Below are 16384 nucleotides of genomic sequence, written 5' to 3'. Positions count from 1 at the left end.
CGGCACTACCCACTGCGGATTCCGGCAGTAGATCCACGCCATGCGTGGATGGCGCGGTGTCGGGGTCAGAGCCCTTTCCGTTGGAAAGGGATCCGACCCCGGCCCGTCAGCCGTTGTCGCGCAGGAACCGGGCCATCGACGAAACGCCCGGCACGCGCGGTTCGAACTCGCCGGCCACGTCGATGAAGCCACGCATCACCGCGATCTCGCGCGGGCTGCGGTTGAGGCTGTCGCGTACTTCCGGATCGGCACCGGCACGCAGCAGGCGCTGCACCAGCAACGGCAGGCCATGCAGGGCGGCCAGATGCAGCGGACCGAAACCACGCGGATCACGCACCTCCAGGCTTACCTCCTCGTCCAGCAGGCGCTCCACCGCGGCCATCACCACCTGCTCGTCGCAGGCGGTACCCGGCTCGGCGCGTGCGCCCAACAGCAGCAGCAGCGGCGTGACCGACCCAGCAGCGGCCTGGTCCGGTTCGGCACCGGCCAGCAACAGGGTGTCGAGCAGGGCCAGCAGGCGCGAGCGGTCGCGGGCACTGAAGCCGTACAACGCGGCACAGTGCAGCGGACCCAACTGCTGCGCGTCACCGGCGTGCACGTCGGCGCCGGCGGTAAGCAGGCGCGCGACGATGTCCGGAAGACCCAGCGCAGAGGCCAGCATCAGCACGGTCACCCCGCCCGGCAGGCGGTGTTCGAGCTTGGCGCCCGCATCGAGCAGGGCCGAAACGATATCCACCTGGCGCATGCTGACCGCGGCCGACAACGGCGTCGCACCACTGGCGGCGGCGTGCTGCGGATCGGCACCACGTGCCAGCAACAGGTCGGTCACGGCCAGATGACCACCGCCGGCCGCTCGCAGCAGCGCGGTGCAGCCCTGCGCGTCAACCGCGTCGACGGCAAACCCCAGATCAATCAAGCGGCGCACCGCATCGACGTCACCGGCCATCGCGGCGGCCGGCAGATCGGCCTCGCGCAGGGTGCGGCGCGGCAACGGCCATACCCGCCAGTCCAGCCAGTCGGCCAGATCACGGCGACCGATCGACAGCGCCACGCCCAGCGGCGTCTGGCCGTCGGCGGCACGGGCTTCCGGCGAGGCACCGTGCTGCACCAGCAGCTTCAGCGCGCCTTCGCGGGCCAATGCGGTGGCCAGATGCAATGCGGTCATGCCATGGCTGTCGCGCGCTTCACGATCGACACCGGCCTTGAGCAGGGCCTGCTGCAGGCGCAGCCAGCCCAGGCGCACCGCCAGCGACAACGGCGGATCACCGGCCGGCGAAGCTGCGAACGGATCGGCGCCGCGCTCCAGCAGTTCCAGCGCCAGCTGTTCCAGGCCACGGGCGGCCTGGTCGTGCTGCGCACAGGCCGCGAGGAAACGCGCCAAGCCACCGCGTCCGGCCGGTGACAGGCCACGCTGCAGCATCACCTGCAGCGCCGGCACCGCATCGATGCCGCGCGACAGCAGCGCGAACATCGGCGTGTCCGAGCAGGCATCACGTACGTATGGATCAGCACCGTGCGCCAGCAGCCAATCGACCGCGTCCGGCTCCAGCGCCAGTTCGGGATCAAGCAGCAGGCTGCCCAGTTCTTCCGGCTGGCACAGCTTGGCCAGCGCGGCCATGCCGTCGGTGTTGCCGAAGCCCAGCGCCTCGCGCAGCAAGGTCAATGGCGGGCGATCCGGCAGCAGGCCGCTGGCCGCGGCCGCTTCGCCGCGCTCGGCCAGACCATCGCTGACCGCAGCCGGCAACGGATAGGAGGGATCCAGCAGCGCGACGATCGCCCAGCGGCCGGCTTCGGCGGCGTAATCCACCGCACGGCGGCCGACCGGATCGGTCGCATCGGCGGCAATGCCCAGATCGACCAGGCGCTTGATCAGCAGCGGCGAGACATCCTCGGCCATGACGGCCAGCTGCACCGCATTGCGGCCTTCGCCGTCCACCGCGACCAGGTCGGGCTTGTGCGGCAACAGATGTTCAATCACACCGGCGCGACCGGCGCGGGCCGCCTCCAGCCAGGGCGTGCGACCGAGCGCATCGCGCGCTTCCAGATTGGCGCCGGCGGCGAGCAGCACACCGATGATTTCCACGTGGCCGGCCAGCGCCGCCTCGTGCAGCGCGCTGCGGCGCTGGCGATCACGGGCGTCGGCGCGCGCCTTGTGCTTGAGCAGCAGCTGCACGCCGGCCGGATCATCGTCTTCGGTGGCGGCAGCGGCCAGCAGCACCGGCGTGCCCTCGGCCGGTTCGCTGCGCGCACCACGCTCGAGCAGGAAGCGGGCCAGGCGCCAGTTGCCGACCTGGCAGGCCACCGCCAGCGGCGACCAGCCATCATTGTTGAGCGCATCCACTTCGGCGGCGGCATCGCGCAACAGCGCGGCCACGCCTGGATCGGAACTGCGCGCGGCATGGTGCAGCGGGGTATTGCCATCGCTGTCGGTGGCACGCGAATCGGCACCGTTGGCGAGCAGTGTCATCACCGCCTCAGGGCGGCCATGCCAGCTGTCACGGGTGGCGGCCAGCAGTGGGGTCATGCCCCGTTGCGGCGCGTTCACGTCGACGCCGCGGGCGATCAGTTCGCGCAACAGACGCAGGTCCGGCAACACCGCAGCCAGCACCGCCAGGCTGCGCTGGTCGCGCCAGTTCGGGTCCGGCAGCGCATAGGGATCGGCGCCGGCCTGCAGCAGCTGCAGGCCACGGTCGATGCGGCCGTGGCGCGCAGCTTCATACAGCGCCGGGGTCAGCTCCTGCGGTGCCATTGCCTCCAGCGGCACGGTTTCGGCCGCAGCGGCGAACATCGGTTCGTGTTCGCTACTGGCTGTGGCCAACGGGCCCGCGCGCAGCGATACCAGCGGCGCCGGCGCCACCCGCTGCAACAGCAGGTGCAGCAGCGGCGACAGCACCACCACTGCCAGCGCGGCCGGCAGGCGTGCGCTATCCGGCAGCAGCCCCGGCCAGGCCGGCAGCACCACCAATGCAGCCAGCGCGATCACCAGTGCGGCCACGCCGAGGCCACGCCAGGCGGTCAGGTCGCGGCCGGCCAGTGCCTGCCAATGCTGGGCCAGGCTGCCATCGAGGCGCTCGACATCGTTCCACAACGGCCAGGTACGCCACGCCGCCAGCAGGCCGGCACTGACCAGCACGCTCAGGCCCAGCACCGCGGCGAGGCTGCCGCTGTCACGCAGCGCCGCCAGCGGCCAGGCCAGCAGCAACGCCAGCAGCAACGGCGCGGCCGCCCATAGCGCCAGCAGCGCAGGCAGGTCCTGGCGTGCAACCACCTTCAGCGGAAGCAGCGCACGGCTGCGCCGCCACCACGACACGCCCAGCGCGAATGCCGGCTGCGCCAGTGCGGCGAGAAGAGCTCCCGCGATACCGCCCACGGCGGCGCCCAGGGCCAGCACGGCGCCCACGGCGAAGGCGATCGACAGGGCGCGTGGACGAGAGGGGTCAGTCATAGTGGCGCGGCATCAGGCTGGCCACCGATGGCGGCACCTGCAGGTAGAACCCGCGCTCGCTCATTTCGCTTCGGACCTTGTCCGGGTCAGCCTGGGCCAGGCGGCGCTGCCCCTCCAGGGCCACCTCCAGAACGAAGGCAAGCGCCCCCAGCGAGGTGAGCAGCGGCGCAGGCAGCGCGCTGAAATCATCACGTTGGGGAACGTAGACGTAAGTGTCCGGCTTGAGTTGGCTTTTATAGACGTAGGCGTGCATGTCCGCGGGACGATAACCCGGGAAGAGCCATGATTGTGTCGGAAAGCCGACACCGGGGAAAGCCGTCAGCCGACGATGGCGGCGTGATCGACGGCGTTTCCCCCGGCGGGGTTCAGCAATGTAGCGGCGGCGTTCAGCCCCGACCCGGTGCTCAGTGATATCCGGCGTCGGCGTGCACTTTGCCGCGGAACACCCGATAGGACCACGCCGTGTAGCCAAGGATCACCGGCAGCAGAACGACCAGCCCGACCAGCGTGAAGCCGAGCGAAGAGGCTGGCGCCGCGGCCTGCCACAGGGTCATCGACGGCGGCAGCAGGTACGGCCACATGCCCAGCACCAGGCCGAGGAAACCCAGCACGAACAGCGCCAGACTGAGCAGGAACGGCGGCAGGTCGCGGCGCGGGTGCGTGGCACTGCGCCACAGCGCGACGGCCACTGCCAGGGTCAGCAGCGGTACCGGTGACAACCACCAGAAGTTGCCGTCACTGAACCAGCGGTCCATCAACCGCGAATCGAGGAACGGCAGCCAGCTGCTGACCAGCCCCATCGCCGCGATCACTGCCACCACCAGCGGCCGGGTCATCTGCCGCGCCAGCGCCTGCACGCGGCCTTCGGTCTTCAGGATCAACCAGGTGCTGCCCAGCAGCGCATAGCCGGCCACCAGCGCGGCACCGGTCAGCATCGCGAACGGGCTGAACCAGGCAAACGCACCGCCCTGATAGACACCGTCCACCAGCGGGATGCCCTGCACCAGGGTGCCAAGGATCACGCCCTGGGCGAAAGTTGCCAGCAGCGAACCGAGGCCGAACGCCACGCTCCACAGCCGACGCGAACGATGCGCCTTGAAGCGGAACTCGAACGCCACGCCGCGGAACACCAGCGCCACCACCAGCAGCAGCACCGGCAGGTACAGCGCCGACAGCAGCACCGCATACGCCTTCGGGAACGCCGCCAGCAGGCCGGCGCCACCGAGCACCAGCCAGGTCTCGTTGCCGTCCCAGATCGGCGCGGCCGTGTTCATCATCAGGTCCAGCTGCTCCTCGTCCTCCGCGAACGGGGCAAGGATGCCGATGCCGAGCACGAAGCCGTCCAGCACCACGTACATCAGCACGCCGAAGCCGATCACCGCGAACCATGCCACCGGCAGCCAGGTCATCAGGTCCATGTCAGCGCTCCTCCAGCGGTTCGTCGGCGGCCGACAGCGGGCGTGCCGGGGTATGGCTGCCGTGGTCCAGCGACGGGCCTTCGGCATAGGGCTGCGGCCCATGGCGCAGGATCTTCACCAGGTACCAGATACCCCAGCCGAACACGAAGGCGTAGCCCACCACGTAGACGCCCAGCGACAGCGCGGTCATCCACGCGCTCTGCGGGCCCACTGCATCGGCGGTGCGTAGTACGCCATACACCACCCACGGCTGGCGCCCCATCTCGGTAACGAACCAACCCGACAGCAGCGCGATGAAACCGCTGGGCAGCATCCAGTTCCAGCCGCGCAGCAGCCACGGCGAATCGAGCAGCTTCTTCCGCCACAGCTGGAACGCCGACACCCAGGCCAGCACCAGCATCAGCGTGCCCAGCCCGACCATGATGCGGAAGGCAAAGAACACCGGCGTCACCGGCGGCCGCTCGCTGGCCGGCACCGAGGTGAGCGGATCGAAGGTGCCGTCCAGGCTGTGGGTGAGGATCACGCTGCCGAGCTTGGGAATGGCCACCTCGAAGTCGTTGCGTTCTTCCTTTTCGTTCGGCAGCGCGAACACCACCAGCGGCACGCCCTCGCCTTCCTTGGTTTCATGCCAGTGCGCTTCCATCGCCGCGATCTTCATCGGCTGATGCTTCAGCGTGTTGAGACCATGCATGTCGCCGACGAAGATCTGCACCGGCACCGTCAGCGCGGCGAACGCCACCGCCGCGATCAGCATGCGCCGGCCCGCTTCCACGTGCGTGCCCTTGCGCAGGTACCACGCGCCCACGCCACCGATCACGAAGCAGGTGGTGATGAACGAGCCCAGCGCCATGTGCGCCAGGCGGTACGGGAACGAAGGATTGAACACCACCTTCCACCAGTCCACCGGATGCACGATGCCGTTGACCATCTCGTAGCCGGCCGGTGTATGCAGCCAGCTGTTGGACGACAGGATCCAGAACGTAGAGAACAGCGTGCCCAGCGCCACCATGCAGGTGGAGAAGAAATGCAGGCGCGGCGAGACCCGGCCCCAGCCGAACATCATCACGCCGAGGAAGCTTGCTTCCAGGAAGAACGCGGTCAGCACCTCATAGGTCAGCAGCGGGCCGATGACCGTGCCGGCCACCTCGCTCAGCCGCGGCCAGTTGGTACCGAACTGGAAGGCCATCACGATGCCACTGACCACGCCCATGCCGAAGGACACTGCGAATATCTTCTGCCAGAAGAAATACAGCTCGCGCCACACGGGCAACTTCGTGCGCAGCCAACGCCATTCGATGAAGGCCAGCCAGCTGGCCGTACCGATGGTGAAGGCGGGGAACAGCACGTGGAAACTGATGACGAATCCGAACTGGATCCGGGACAACAACAACGCGTCCAAGGGACGCCTCCTGCCAGCTGCCGGTGGGATACCGCACCACTTTAGGGGGATATTGTTAAAGCGGGATGCGACCGGGTGACGCGCTGCTTCACTTTGTCGCAGGTGAAGCTGGGTGACAGGATGAATGGGCTACAGGGGTTTCAGCAAGGTCAAGGGCGGCTCCTTGGCGATTCGCAGGGCCCGGGGTACCAGTGCAGTCAAGCAGGCCGCCATCACCAGCACGGTAGCGGTCAATATCGAGACCCAGGGTGAACCTGCGATGTCGTCCTGTGGTGACCCTATCCACTGCAATGACATCGCGCCAAGCAAGGCCCCCGACGTGATGAAAAGTGAAACCTCGAACATGATCTCGGAAAAAATTACCGATCTGCGGGCACCCAATGTCCGTCGGACCCCAATGGAGTGCCGACGCTGATCAAGCCACGCGCCTACAACTCCGGAAACTCCGGCCATCAGCACACCGAGAACAATGGCCGTCATGCTCACGAGCACGGTTGTAGCGAAGCGATCAGCTTTGACGTACGCGTCGCGATATCCCGCCAGCGTGTCGACACCGGACGGATTCACGATCCGATAAGGTCGCTGCAGCGCATCGACAATGCGATCAAGCGATGAGCGATCAACCTCCGACCTCCACTTCGCCAGATAATAGCGACTCGCGCCCATGGGAAGGCCCGGAAGCAGCGCCCACTGCGAGTCTCGCTCATTCCCTACTGGTGCCGGCCCGGAAACAGAGGCGAACACGCCCACGACGACCCGACTGCTGCCGGGGCCGAAATACAGGTGGCGGCCAACAGCACTCTCCCTTCCGAACAGACGTGCAGCCAGCGTTTCGCTGATCAGCACCACCGAAGCGCCTTCAAGCATGTCGTCCTCTGCGGCATCCCGCCCCAGGACGATTCCCGCGTCCAGCATCGCCAGCAAGCCAGCGCTGGCAGTGACCACGGGAATGCGATCACATCCAGCAACGTCTGTCGTGCCCGCGTTCATCGAGTACGCCATGGCTGACTCGCTGGTGCACACACCGTATCGATGGGCTCTTCCTCCGAACGGAACAGAGTCGCTCACAGCCGTGTCCTGAACACCGGGCAGCCGGATCGCGGACAGGTCTGCCCGCAGCACTGCCGCATCAGCGCCTTCTTCGACATCCGAGACCCTGACCACACCAATCGATACTGCCTCCCGGATGTTCCCGGTGTTCAATCTGGCGAAGCTGTCCAGCGCAGATTGCACTGCGAACGCACATGCCAGGCTTGCAAGCGCTGCCTGCACTGCAAGCAGTGCGGTGCTTCCCAAGTGTCGTCGGGTCTCCCTCATCGATTCGAACATCTCAGGCAGCTCCCTTCGCGAAGGCACTCGACAGTGAGCTGACCCTGCAGATTTCAAACGATGGGACCAATGAACAGAGCAACGTCGTGACGACTCCCAGGCCAGCGGCCATCAGCATTGCCCCAGCATGCATCGCGGTTATCGCGCTGGGCAGAACGTCTCCCGCAGCAACCACCCGGATTCCCAGCATATAGGTGACGACAGCGAGCGCACTGCTTGCGGCTCCCGCCGCGATGGATTCCCACATGAGCTGGATGAACACGTCCCGGCGTCGGGCCCCCAGTGCACGTCGTATCGCGAGCTCCCGCCGACGGCGCCCCAGACTGAAGCTCAACAGCGCCGCCGCGTTGACAATGCACACACCGAGAAGGATCAGTGACAGCCGAAGCTGCATCCTGGCCCGCTCCGGGACCAATCCCAGCCTGTCCAGCCAATCCATCAACGGCCAAAGTGCCACCTGCTGGGTGCCTGGTTCGATCCGAAGGCCCTTTGCCTGTGCATAGGCATTCAGACTGGCGCGGTAGGCGGAGACATCATCTGCGGTGGGCAGCCACGCCCACAGTTGAAGCCATGAAACGTTGGCCCCTGCAAGATGCGTGTCCTGGTCACCACCCCAGATCGCCGTCCCGTCCACAACAGTCAGCTTGTCTGCGATTGCGGTTTCAACCGGCAGGTAGATCTCGTCAGGTTCCACAAACGGCCGGCGTGTGAGATCTCCCTGAAACATCGGCACCGGATGCCAATCCTCCGCCACACCCACAACGGTGTAGGTGCGTCTGCCCAGTTCCAACGGATGACCAACGCAGGCCTGTGCACATTCGCGCTCGGCGAGCGCACGCGACAGGACCACCATTCGACTCGCAGCATGCCCTTCCTCGGCGGTCCATGCCCGCCCTTGAACAACGGCAATGCCAAGGACACTGAAGACTTCGGACGTGGCGAACCTGGCGCGCAGTCTTGCGCTGGACGCTCCCGGCCGGGAGAGCGTCACTGCCCCCCCTGCCATGGCTGCCTGCTTCCACGTCCAGCCTTGGTTCAGAAGCGCCTTAGCGTCTGGCCAGGTCATTGGCTGCCCAGGATCCGGAGAGCCACTGCGCAGTGCATCTGGACGCGCGTCAAGGTACGGGCGGAACAATGCCGAGCTCCGGCCTGGCGCGGGATCCGACGATGCCTGGAGAACAATGGAGAGCATCACGGTCGTGATCCCTACCCCCGCACCCAGCATGAGAGCGATTGCCAGATGAGTGCCGACTCTCTGCTTGAATCGGATCAACGACATCTTGATGTAATAACCGTGCACGTACCCTCCTTGGACTTTGCAGAGCCCTCAACTTCAACTCGACGGAACTCCCCGTAGAAGAAGTTGCTCTCTTTCTCTCAGCTCACCTACTCCAGCCATGTATGGGCTGCAGGCGCAGAAGGTCAGGCTTTCGTCCTCTTGGTACACCAGAATCTCGCCCATCCTGCTGTCGAACAGTTCCCGGCATGCGTACACGAGAGCTGGAAAAGCCTCAAGATCGACCTTGGGTCGCCCCCTTGGGAAACTCAGTGCGAACGCTTCTCCGTGATAACTACATATGATTGGGATGCCTTGCGGCTGTTCGACGAAGAATGGATGCCACTGCTGCTCCCCTTCTGCGACATCAGAATCACCATTCCACCGGAAGTAGGACCAGACTGACTTCTGTACGAATTTGTCCAGATGCGACATATCAGGCATTCGATGACCGAACCCAAAAGCGAACCGCGGCGTTTTGATGTCTGGGATACGCTCGGAAAGAAGCTTCCACTGCACATTCAAGGGGAGAAGCGATCTACTCACTCCGCGAGGACCAATTCCGTGTGCCAGCGCGTGCGCTCGCGACAGAACCGAACCCAAAGCCGTGTGTGCCCAGTTCTCATGCAAACCGAATGCACGAAGACGCTTGCCAATCTCGGTGCAAGAGAGATCGAAGACTCTGTTGATGATGTAGGCGGAACACATGCTCGGGATGGATTTTTCCAGTACGGGTTCAATGATCTCAGCCTCCTGAACGCACCAGTTTCGAGTCAGCTCGTCCAGATGGATCACACTCACACCCCGAACATCTCCGAGCACGGCTGCGACGACGTCTTCCGGATCGGAGTGGATGACAATGGTTGGAATCTTCATGCCGCGCTCTCCAGCATTTCCCTTGGCACTCTTTGGCTGTACTCGGCCCTGATCTCCTCCTGAATTTCATCCACGACCGCCATCAGCTGCAACGAGGCGGGTGACTCCAGTACGAATAGCGTCGATATCTTCCGTTCGATGAAGAATCCTCCTGCTACGTGCATCAGTCGTCGTTTCATTCTCCTCCCGGCTTCTTCTCCAATCCCAGCACCGATACCAACCAACCTCCCGAGAAGCTGGTGGATGGCGTAGTAAACAAAAACCGCGTGAGCCAGTGAATGGTTCGGAATGAAGTTACCTGACCATGGTGAAACCGGGCGAACTCTGATTGCACCTGACATGAACTTCCCATGCACCTCTTCATAGGCGGAGAGGTACGAGTGGACGGACTCATGCAGAATTGCCTCTGCGCAGATATCCACGGTCATTTCCGGCCTGTGGACATTGAGGATTCGGATACAACCCGCATGAATCGGCCGATACTCGGATCCAAGATTCAGAGGTGAAGCCTGATCACCCGACTCGATCGACTTCCTCACGAGCACACGCCTTGTGAATGTTCGAATCAGGAGACCCAGATGTGGAGTGGCTTCGTCCACAAGCCTTATGGCCGCTTCCAGCTTCTCATGGATTACGACAAGTTCTTCTGATGAGATGCTCAGGAATGGATTGCAGAACGTTCCACTCTCTGGCTCGTTTCGACGCGCCAGCCCACTATCCACGTCCAGAGCGATCACACCTCCCACCTTTGCGCGCTCGACCTTCTCAAATCCGGATTCATTCCGCCTGATCACCCACTCCCCAAGGGGGCTTTCGACTCCCCTCCCTTGGTGAAGTTCGCCCATTTCGTCATGGATGGGAGCAACTGGACACTCCGCCATTGCGGCGAGATGAAGCGCTTCGATGGTCGTGACAGGCCTTCCATCTGAATCTTCATGGGAGACTCCATCTGGATCATCCATGAATCCGGAAACCCACGGGGAGCCAAGCAATCTTCTTCTCGCCGCGGGATCCAACTGCTTGAATGTTCTTTCAAAATTCTCAACACGCTCTTGATTCTCAAGCCGCTCATCTCTGAACTTTGAAAGAGCCTCACCCAAACGACGCGGAGTTGTTTCAAACCATGCATCCAGCAGCACCGAGCAAACGTCAACCGATCTGCACGGATCTTCAATTGCTCTCCTGAGATCCTCTATGGAAGTTCTCATCAACCTCTCCTTGGTGACGGACGGCCACCCCCATGGGCGACCGTCCGCGTTCTTAGACGTTGAACTTCTGGGCGTCAGGAACTACGTGCACAAACTGGAGATCTTCACCTGACGAGTAGTGACCGCAGTGGGTACCACCGCTTGAGTAGTTGGTACATTGAACACCTGCGATCTCGCTATCGCCGGTTCCTTCTTGCAACTCCGCCCCACTGACGAGAGTGATGTCCAGCACAGAGACGTTCTGGATCTGCGTGAGATCATTGGACGCACTTTCCTGCGACGCAGATGCGATTCCAGATAGACCAAGCATTGCAATGAGTGCCGGAGGAAGAAGCACGGACTTGCAGATCTTCGACATTATTCAGCTCCTTTGAAGTTGATACTGCTGGATATGGCTGTGAGCTTGCGCGGCTCCTGGCCAGGTCAGCGATTGCTGACGATTTAGACTTTTCCAGCAGAGTCATCGACATCAATAGCAGCAGATTCCTTTGCAACTATCCTCAGTGCGGGGATCTTCAAGTAGCGTCTGGAGATGACGCAATCCGCCGGGGGCGGGGGATTCTCCGAATCAGCGACATTGGGAATGGCGGAAGAAAATTCACGCCGGATACGACTGACAATCGATTAATGCCAGAAATACCAGACAGCCGCAGCCAGCAGCGCCCCCAACAACAACACCTGCACCACCACATAGCCCACGCCACTGTCGCGCGACTCAGCGGCAATGCGCTTCTGCAACGCCTCGCTCACGTCCGGCGTTTCTTCCTGCTGAACCTGCTCACGCAACGCCTGCGCCAGCGCGCGCTTTTCCGCATCGCGAGGGTCGGTCGATGGGTTCACAGCAGTTCTCCGGCAGTGGCATGCCGCGTCAGTTCCTGCTTCAGGACCTGACGCGCGCGGTACAGGTGGCTCTTGATGGTACCGCGCGCCAGCCCAGTCACCTGCTCGATCTCGGCCAGATCGAAATCCTCCAGGTAGTGCAGGCCGACGATCAGGCGCTGCGGCGCACTCAGCCGTTCGAGTGCCGCGCCAAGCTGGCGCCCGGCCTGCAGGGCCTCGCTCAACTCGGCCGGGCCTGGGCCTTCATCGCCGATCCCAAGTTCCTCCGGCACCTCAACGGCCACCATCCATTGCGCCTCCAGCCGCCGCCGGCGCAGGTGCTGCAGTGCCGTGGTGTAGGCGACCCGGGAAACCCAGGTACGCAGCGAGCATTCAAAACGAAACCGGTGCAGCTGGCGGAACACCGCAAGGAAGGTTTCCTGCAGCAGGTCCGCGACCTGGTCGCGGTCGCCGACCATGCGCCCGATCACATGCGCGCAGGTGCGCTGGTGGGTTTCAACCAGTTGCGAGAACGCCGCCTGCGAACCGTCGATGATGGCCCGCACCAGCGCCTGGTCCGCATCCAACGGTTCGGCGGGGGCCGCCGTCGCCGCTGCATCGTGGCGGCGACGGCCCCGCAGTGCCGACAGTGCTTCGCCCAGCAGGCTCATGCGCGGGGCGCCCCCTGTGCCCGTGGCATGTCCTGGCTCAGCCCTTGCGCGCAGCAGGACGGGTGAAGTGCCAGGCCAGCAGCTGGCCGAGGCCCGCACTGCCGACCAGCGCGGCGGCGGCACCGAAGGTCAGGTCACGCGCACCGATGGCTTCCAGCAGGGCCATGGCCAGCGCCAGGCAGACCAGGCTGATGCCCCAGCGCAGCGCGCCCTGGCGGCGGCGTTCTTCTTCCAGCACGGCCAACGAGCGGATCACCTCCTCCGGCACGTGCGGGGCCACCAGCTTGCTGCGGGCGCGGGCATCGGCAATGGCATGGATCGCGTAGGCGATGCAGATGAAGAGGGTGATCGGGATCAGTTCCTGCATGGTCGGGCTCCTGTTCGGTGGATGATGCGGGTTCAGGAGAATGGATGCGCGACCACGGCAACCGGTTGCAGCATTTTGCCGATTCCGCTGCCATGACCTGTGGCCCCTGCCCCCGGCCCTTGCGGCTGCTACGCTTGGCCGGTTTCCTCTACTGGTGCCGTCCGCCCATGTCCCGAGTGCTGCCCCTGTCCCTTCTGCTGTCGGCCGTGCTGGCCGCACCGGCTGCGCATGCCGCGCCGACGCCGATCACCATCGAACAGGCCATGGCCGACCCGGACTGGATCGGTCCGCCGGTCGAGAAGGCCTGGTGGTCGTGGAACAGCCAGCAGGTGGAGTATCAGCTCAAGCGCAACGGCAGCCCGGTGCGCGATACCTTCCGCCAGCCGGTGGCCGGTGGCGTGGCCGCGCAGGTGGCCGATGACCAGCGCGGCACCCTGGACGTGGCCGAGCCGGTCTACGACCGCAGCCGCAGCCGCAGCGCTTTCGTCCGCAACGGTGACGTGTTCGTGCGTGACCTGCGCAGCGGCGCGCTGACCCAGCTGACCCGCAGCAACGAGCGCGCGGGCAACGTGAACTTCGCCGCCGACAACGGCGTGATCTGGCGGGTCGGCCAGAACTGGTTCCACTGGACCGCCGCCAGCGGCGTGCAGCAGGTGGCCAGCCTGAAGGCCGAGAAGGACCCGCGTACGGCGCCGAAGGCGGACGTGCTGCGCGACCAGCAGCTGCGCACGCTGGAAACCCTGCGCCGCGACCGCGACCAGCGCGAAGCACTGAAGGACCAGGACCAGCGCTGGCGCCAGGCCGACCCGACCCGTGCGCCGGGCCCGGTGTACCTGGGCGCCGACGTGGAGATCGGTGACAGCGTGCTGTCGCCGGACCTGACCCACCTGATCGTGGTGACCAAGCCGAAGGACTTCGACGACGGCCGTGGCGGCAAGATGCCGCTGTACGTCACCGAATCGGGCTACGAGGAAAGCGAAGACACCCGCACCCGCGTCGGCCGCAACGGCTTCGAACCGCACACCCTGTGGTACGTGGACGTGCGCACCGGCAAGGCCGAGAAGGTTTCGCTGAGCGCCCTGCCGGGCATCAGCACCGACCCGCTGGCCGAACTGCGCCGCAAGGCCGGCAAGGACGCGCTGAAGGGCGAGCGCAGCCTGCAGGTGATGAGCGACTTCATGGGCGGTGGCATCCGCTGGAGCCCCGATGGCCAGCAGGCCGCGGTGATGCTGCGTGCCAACGACAACAAGGACCGCTGGATCGTCAGCATCAACGCCGCCGACGGCCGCGTGCAGAACCGTCACCGGCTGACCGACAACGGCTGGATCAACTGGGGCTTCAACGATTTTGGCTGGATGGCCGATGGCCGCACGCTGTGGCTGTTGTCTGAAGAATCCGGCTTCTCGCACCTGTACACCCAGGCCGGCACGGCCAAGCCGCAGGCGCTGACCAGCGGCAAGTGGGAAACCTCGGCGCCGGTGCCGTCGGCCGATGGCAAGGGCTTCTACTTCCTGTGCAACCAGCAGGCGCCGCACGACTACGAAGTCTGCGCGGTCGATACCAGCGCCCGTCAGGTACGCGAGCTGACCAGCCTCAACGGCGTGGAAGACTTCTCGCTGTCGCCGGATGGCCAGCAGTTGCTGGTGCGCTACTCCGGCGCCTATCTGCCGGCGCAGCTGGCAGTGGTACCGAGCACCGGTGCAGGCCAGGCCCGCGTGCTGACCGACACCCGCACTGCCGAGTTCAAGGCACGCGAGTGGATCCAGCCGAAGCTGGTGGCAGTACCGTCCAAGCACGGCGCCGGCGTGGTCTGGGCCAAGTACTACGAGCCTGCGAACAAGGAACCCGGCAGGAAGTATCCGATCGTGATGTTCGTGCACGGCGCCGGCTACCTGCAGAACGTGCACCAGCGCTACCCGGCCTACTTCCGCGAGCAGATGTTCCACAATCTGCTGGTGCAGAAGGGCTACATCGTGCTGGACATGGATTACCGCGGCAGCGAGGGCTACGGCCGCGACTGGCGTACGGCGATCTACCGCAACATGGGCCACCCGGAGCTGGAAGACTACAAGGACGGCCTGGACTGGCTGGTCGACACCCAGCAGGGTGACCGCGACCATGCCGGCATCTACGGTGGTTCCTACGGTGGCTTCATGACCTTCATGGCGCTGTTCCGCTCGCCGGGCACGTTCAAGGCCGGCGCCGCGCTGCGGCCGGTGGTGGACTGGCACCAGTACAACCACGGCTACACCAGCAATATCCTCAATACACCGGACATCGATCCGGAGGCGTACCGCGTGTCGTCGCCGATCGAATACGCGCAGAATCTGCAGGACAATCTGCTGATCGCCCACGGCATGATGGATGACAACGTGTTCTTCCAGGACTCGGTGAACCTCACCCAGCGCCTGATCGAACTGCACAAGGACAACTGGTCGATCGCGCCGTACCCGCTGGAACGCCACGGCTACGTGCGCGCCGATTCCTGGCTGGACCAGTACAAGCGCATCCTCAAGCTGTTCGAGCAGAACCTGAAGTGAGCAACGCCGCGGCCACGATCCACATCGTGGCCGCGGTCATCCTGGATGACCGCGGCCGGGCGCTGGTGGTGCGCAAGCACGGCGCGACCCGCTTCATCCAACCGGGTGGCAAACCCGAACCCGGCGAAGCACCGCTGCAGGCGCTGGCCCGCGAACTGGGCGAAGAACTCGGCGTGCAGCTGTGCGCCGAGACCGCCATGGTGCTGGGCACCTTTGAGGATTGGGCGGTGAACGAGCCTGGCCATCGCGTGCAGGCACAGGCGTGGTGGGTGCAGGTGGACGGCGCGCCACAGGCGCACGCCGAGATCGCCGAACTGGCCTGGGTGCCGCTGCAGCCGCCGCACGGCCAGCCCTTGGCACCGTTGAGCGAACACCATATCCTGCCGGCCGTCGCCACCCGGGTGACGGTCCGCTGATCGCGCGGGCACCGATTGCAAGGACACCGGATGTCAGTGCCGCTCCCGCCACCCTCGTTGCAGCCTTCGCCCTACCATGCGTGGATTCGACCACTGGTCCAGGCGTCCTTCTGGCTGTCCGCGCTGCTGACCGGCTATTTCGTGCTGCAGGGGCTGCTGGCGTGGCCGCTGCACGACGCTCCACTCTGGCAGCTGCTGGCGGGTGAAGCACAGCATCGGCAGATGCACAGCCTGACCTGGCTGCTGGGGCACCCGGTGGGTGCCTCGATGATCACTGCACTGCTCTGCCTGGTCTCGGCCGTGGCCAGCTGGGGGCTGCTGCGCGAGCGCCGCTGGGGCTTGTGGAGCTTCGTGGTGATGCTGCTGTTGAGCGCGCTGGCCAATTTCGCAATCACCTGGTGGCTGGACGTGTTCATGCGCGACATGATCGTGCTGCTCGCCGATGAGCCCGACATGCAGCAATCGCTGCAGCCGCGTCGCTGGATGATGACCTTCACCCTGCTCGGCACGTCGGTGCTGTTCCTGGGTCTGCAGGGCTGGCTGGCCTGGCGCCTGTTGCGGCCGGACATCCGCTCGCGCTTCCACTGAGCCCCATCCCCTTCTCGCACGACAAGGACCGT

15 protein-coding genes are annotated in these 16384 nt (G+C 64.9%); 3 read left to right on the top strand and 12 right to left on the bottom strand.

The genetic code is table 11. The features are described from left to right. Positions 1-106 precede the first annotated feature (106 nt). The 12 genes from ABR323_RS20540 to ABR323_RS20485 all read right to left on the bottom strand — a co-directional run bounded on the left by ABR323_RS20540 (position 107) and on the right by ABR323_RS20485 (position 12808). Positions 107-3445, bottom strand: coding sequence for an ankyrin repeat domain-containing protein (locus ABR323_RS20540; RefSeq protein WP_439450630.1), 3339 nt, complete (start codon positions 3443-3445; stop codon positions 107-109). After that, positions 3438-3698, bottom strand: a complete 261-nt coding sequence (locus ABR323_RS20535) for a YcgL domain-containing protein (RefSeq protein ID WP_135275600.1) — start codon at positions 3696-3698, stop codon at positions 3438-3440. Before ABR323_RS20535 ends, ABR323_RS20540 begins: the two co-directional genes overlap by 8 nt. A gap of 151 nt (positions 3699-3849) precedes the next feature. Further along, entirely contained in the window at positions 3850-4863 is a 1014-nt protein-coding gene (gene cydB, locus ABR323_RS20530) for a cytochrome d ubiquinol oxidase subunit II (RefSeq protein WP_439450629.1), read from the bottom strand. Position 4864: 1 nt separating this feature from the next. Beyond that, a complete protein-coding gene (locus ABR323_RS20525; protein WP_439450628.1) occupies positions 4865-6262 on the bottom strand; it encodes a cytochrome ubiquinol oxidase subunit I in 1398 nt (465 codons plus the stop codon). A gap of 129 nt (positions 6263-6391) precedes the next feature. Further along, on the bottom strand, positions 6392-7591 hold the full coding sequence (locus tag ABR323_RS20520) for an ABC transporter permease (RefSeq protein ID WP_439450627.1): 1200 nt from the start codon (positions 7589-7591) through the stop codon (positions 6392-6394). 1 nt (position 7592) lies between these two features. After that, entirely contained in the window at positions 7593-8891 is a 1299-nt protein-coding gene (locus ABR323_RS20515) for an ABC transporter permease (protein ID WP_439450626.1), read from the bottom strand. Positions 8892-8924: 33 nt separating this feature from the next. Then, on the bottom strand, positions 8925-9743 hold the full coding sequence (locus ABR323_RS20510) for a hypothetical protein (protein ID WP_439450625.1): 819 nt from the start codon (positions 9741-9743) through the stop codon (positions 8925-8927). Next, entirely contained in the window at positions 9740-10951 is a 1212-nt protein-coding gene (locus ABR323_RS20505; RefSeq protein ID WP_439450624.1) for a hypothetical protein, read from the bottom strand. Before ABR323_RS20505 ends, ABR323_RS20510 begins: the two co-directional genes overlap by 4 nt. A gap of 52 nt (positions 10952-11003) precedes the next feature. After that, on the bottom strand, positions 11004-11309 hold the full coding sequence (locus ABR323_RS20500; RefSeq protein ID WP_439450623.1) for a hypothetical protein: 306 nt from the start codon (positions 11307-11309) through the stop codon (positions 11004-11006). Between the two features lie 266 nt (positions 11310-11575). Further along, positions 11576-11791: a hypothetical protein gene (locus ABR323_RS20495; RefSeq protein ID WP_439450622.1), complete on the bottom strand. Its 216-nt coding sequence runs from the start codon at positions 11789-11791 to the stop codon at positions 11576-11578. Then, complete coding sequence (locus ABR323_RS20490; RefSeq protein WP_439450621.1) at positions 11788-12441, bottom strand: RNA polymerase sigma factor; 654 nt, start codon at positions 12439-12441, stop codon at positions 11788-11790. The genes ABR323_RS20495 and ABR323_RS20490 overlap by 4 nt, the downstream gene beginning before the upstream one ends. Before the next feature lie 37 nt (positions 12442-12478). Further along, a complete protein-coding gene (locus ABR323_RS20485) occupies positions 12479-12808 on the bottom strand; it encodes a hypothetical protein (RefSeq protein WP_005414880.1) in 330 nt (109 codons plus the stop codon). A 167-nt stretch (positions 12809-12975) separates the two neighbouring features. On the opposite strand from ABR323_RS20485, the gene ABR323_RS20480 reads away from it, so the two are divergent. From ABR323_RS20480 to ABR323_RS20470, 3 genes are read left to right on the top strand one after another with little or no spacing between them, the layout of a single operon-like run. Next, positions 12976-15348, top strand: a complete 2373-nt coding sequence (locus tag ABR323_RS20480) for a prolyl oligopeptidase family serine peptidase (protein WP_439450620.1) — start codon at positions 12976-12978, stop codon at positions 15346-15348. Further along, complete coding sequence (locus tag ABR323_RS20475; RefSeq protein ID WP_439450619.1) at positions 15345-15764, top strand: NUDIX hydrolase; 420 nt, start codon at positions 15345-15347, stop codon at positions 15762-15764. Before ABR323_RS20480 ends, ABR323_RS20475 begins: the two co-directional genes overlap by 4 nt. A 30-nt stretch (positions 15765-15794) precedes the next feature. Next, on the top strand, positions 15795-16352 hold the full coding sequence (locus tag ABR323_RS20470; protein WP_439450618.1) for a hypothetical protein: 558 nt from the start codon (positions 15795-15797) through the stop codon (positions 16350-16352). The last annotated feature ends 32 nt before the right edge of the window (positions 16353-16384 follow it).

The sequence above is a fragment of the Stenotrophomonas sp. ATs4 genome, from assembly GCF_051861585.1.
Classification (GTDB): domain Bacteria; phylum Pseudomonadota; class Gammaproteobacteria; order Xanthomonadales; family Xanthomonadaceae; genus Stenotrophomonas; species Stenotrophomonas maltophilia_AS.
Note: the sequence above shows the minus strand (reverse complement) of the source record. Positions and strands in the feature narration are given on the sequence as shown.

Coding starts and splice junctions, on each gene's coding strand:
- ABR323_RS20540 (WP_439450630.1), bottom strand. CDS start 3,445: ATGACTGACCCCTCTCGTCCACGCGCCCTGTCGATCGCCTTCGCCGTG.
- ABR323_RS20535 (WP_135275600.1), bottom strand. CDS start 3,698: ATGCACGCCTACGTCTATAAAAGCCAACTCAAGCCGGACACTTACGTC.
- cydB (WP_439450629.1), bottom strand. CDS start 4,863: ATGGACCTGATGACCTGGCTGCCGGTGGCATGGTTCGCGGTGATCGGC.
- ABR323_RS20520 (WP_439450627.1), bottom strand. CDS start 7,591: ATGTTCGAATCGATGAGGGAGACCCGACGACACTTGGGAAGCACCGCA.
- ABR323_RS20510 (WP_439450625.1), bottom strand. CDS start 9,743: ATGAAGATTCCAACCATTGTCATCCACTCCGATCCGGAAGACGTCGTC.
- ABR323_RS20505 (WP_439450624.1), bottom strand. CDS start 10,951: ATGAGAACTTCCATAGAGGATCTCAGGAGAGCAATTGAAGATCCGTGC.
- ABR323_RS20500 (WP_439450623.1), bottom strand. CDS start 11,309: ATGTCGAAGATCTGCAAGTCCGTGCTTCTTCCTCCGGCACTCATTGCA.
- ABR323_RS20490 (WP_439450621.1), bottom strand. CDS start 12,441: ATGAGCCTGCTGGGCGAAGCACTGTCGGCACTGCGGGGCCGTCGCCGC.
- ABR323_RS20485 (WP_005414880.1), bottom strand. CDS start 12,808: ATGCAGGAACTGATCCCGATCACCCTCTTCATCTGCATCGCCTACGCG.
- ABR323_RS20480 (WP_439450620.1), top strand. CDS start 12,976: ATGTCCCGAGTGCTGCCCCTGTCCCTTCTGCTGTCGGCCGTGCTGGCC.
- ABR323_RS20470 (WP_439450618.1), top strand. CDS start 15,795: ATGTCAGTGCCGCTCCCGCCACCCTCGTTGCAGCCTTCGCCCTACCAT.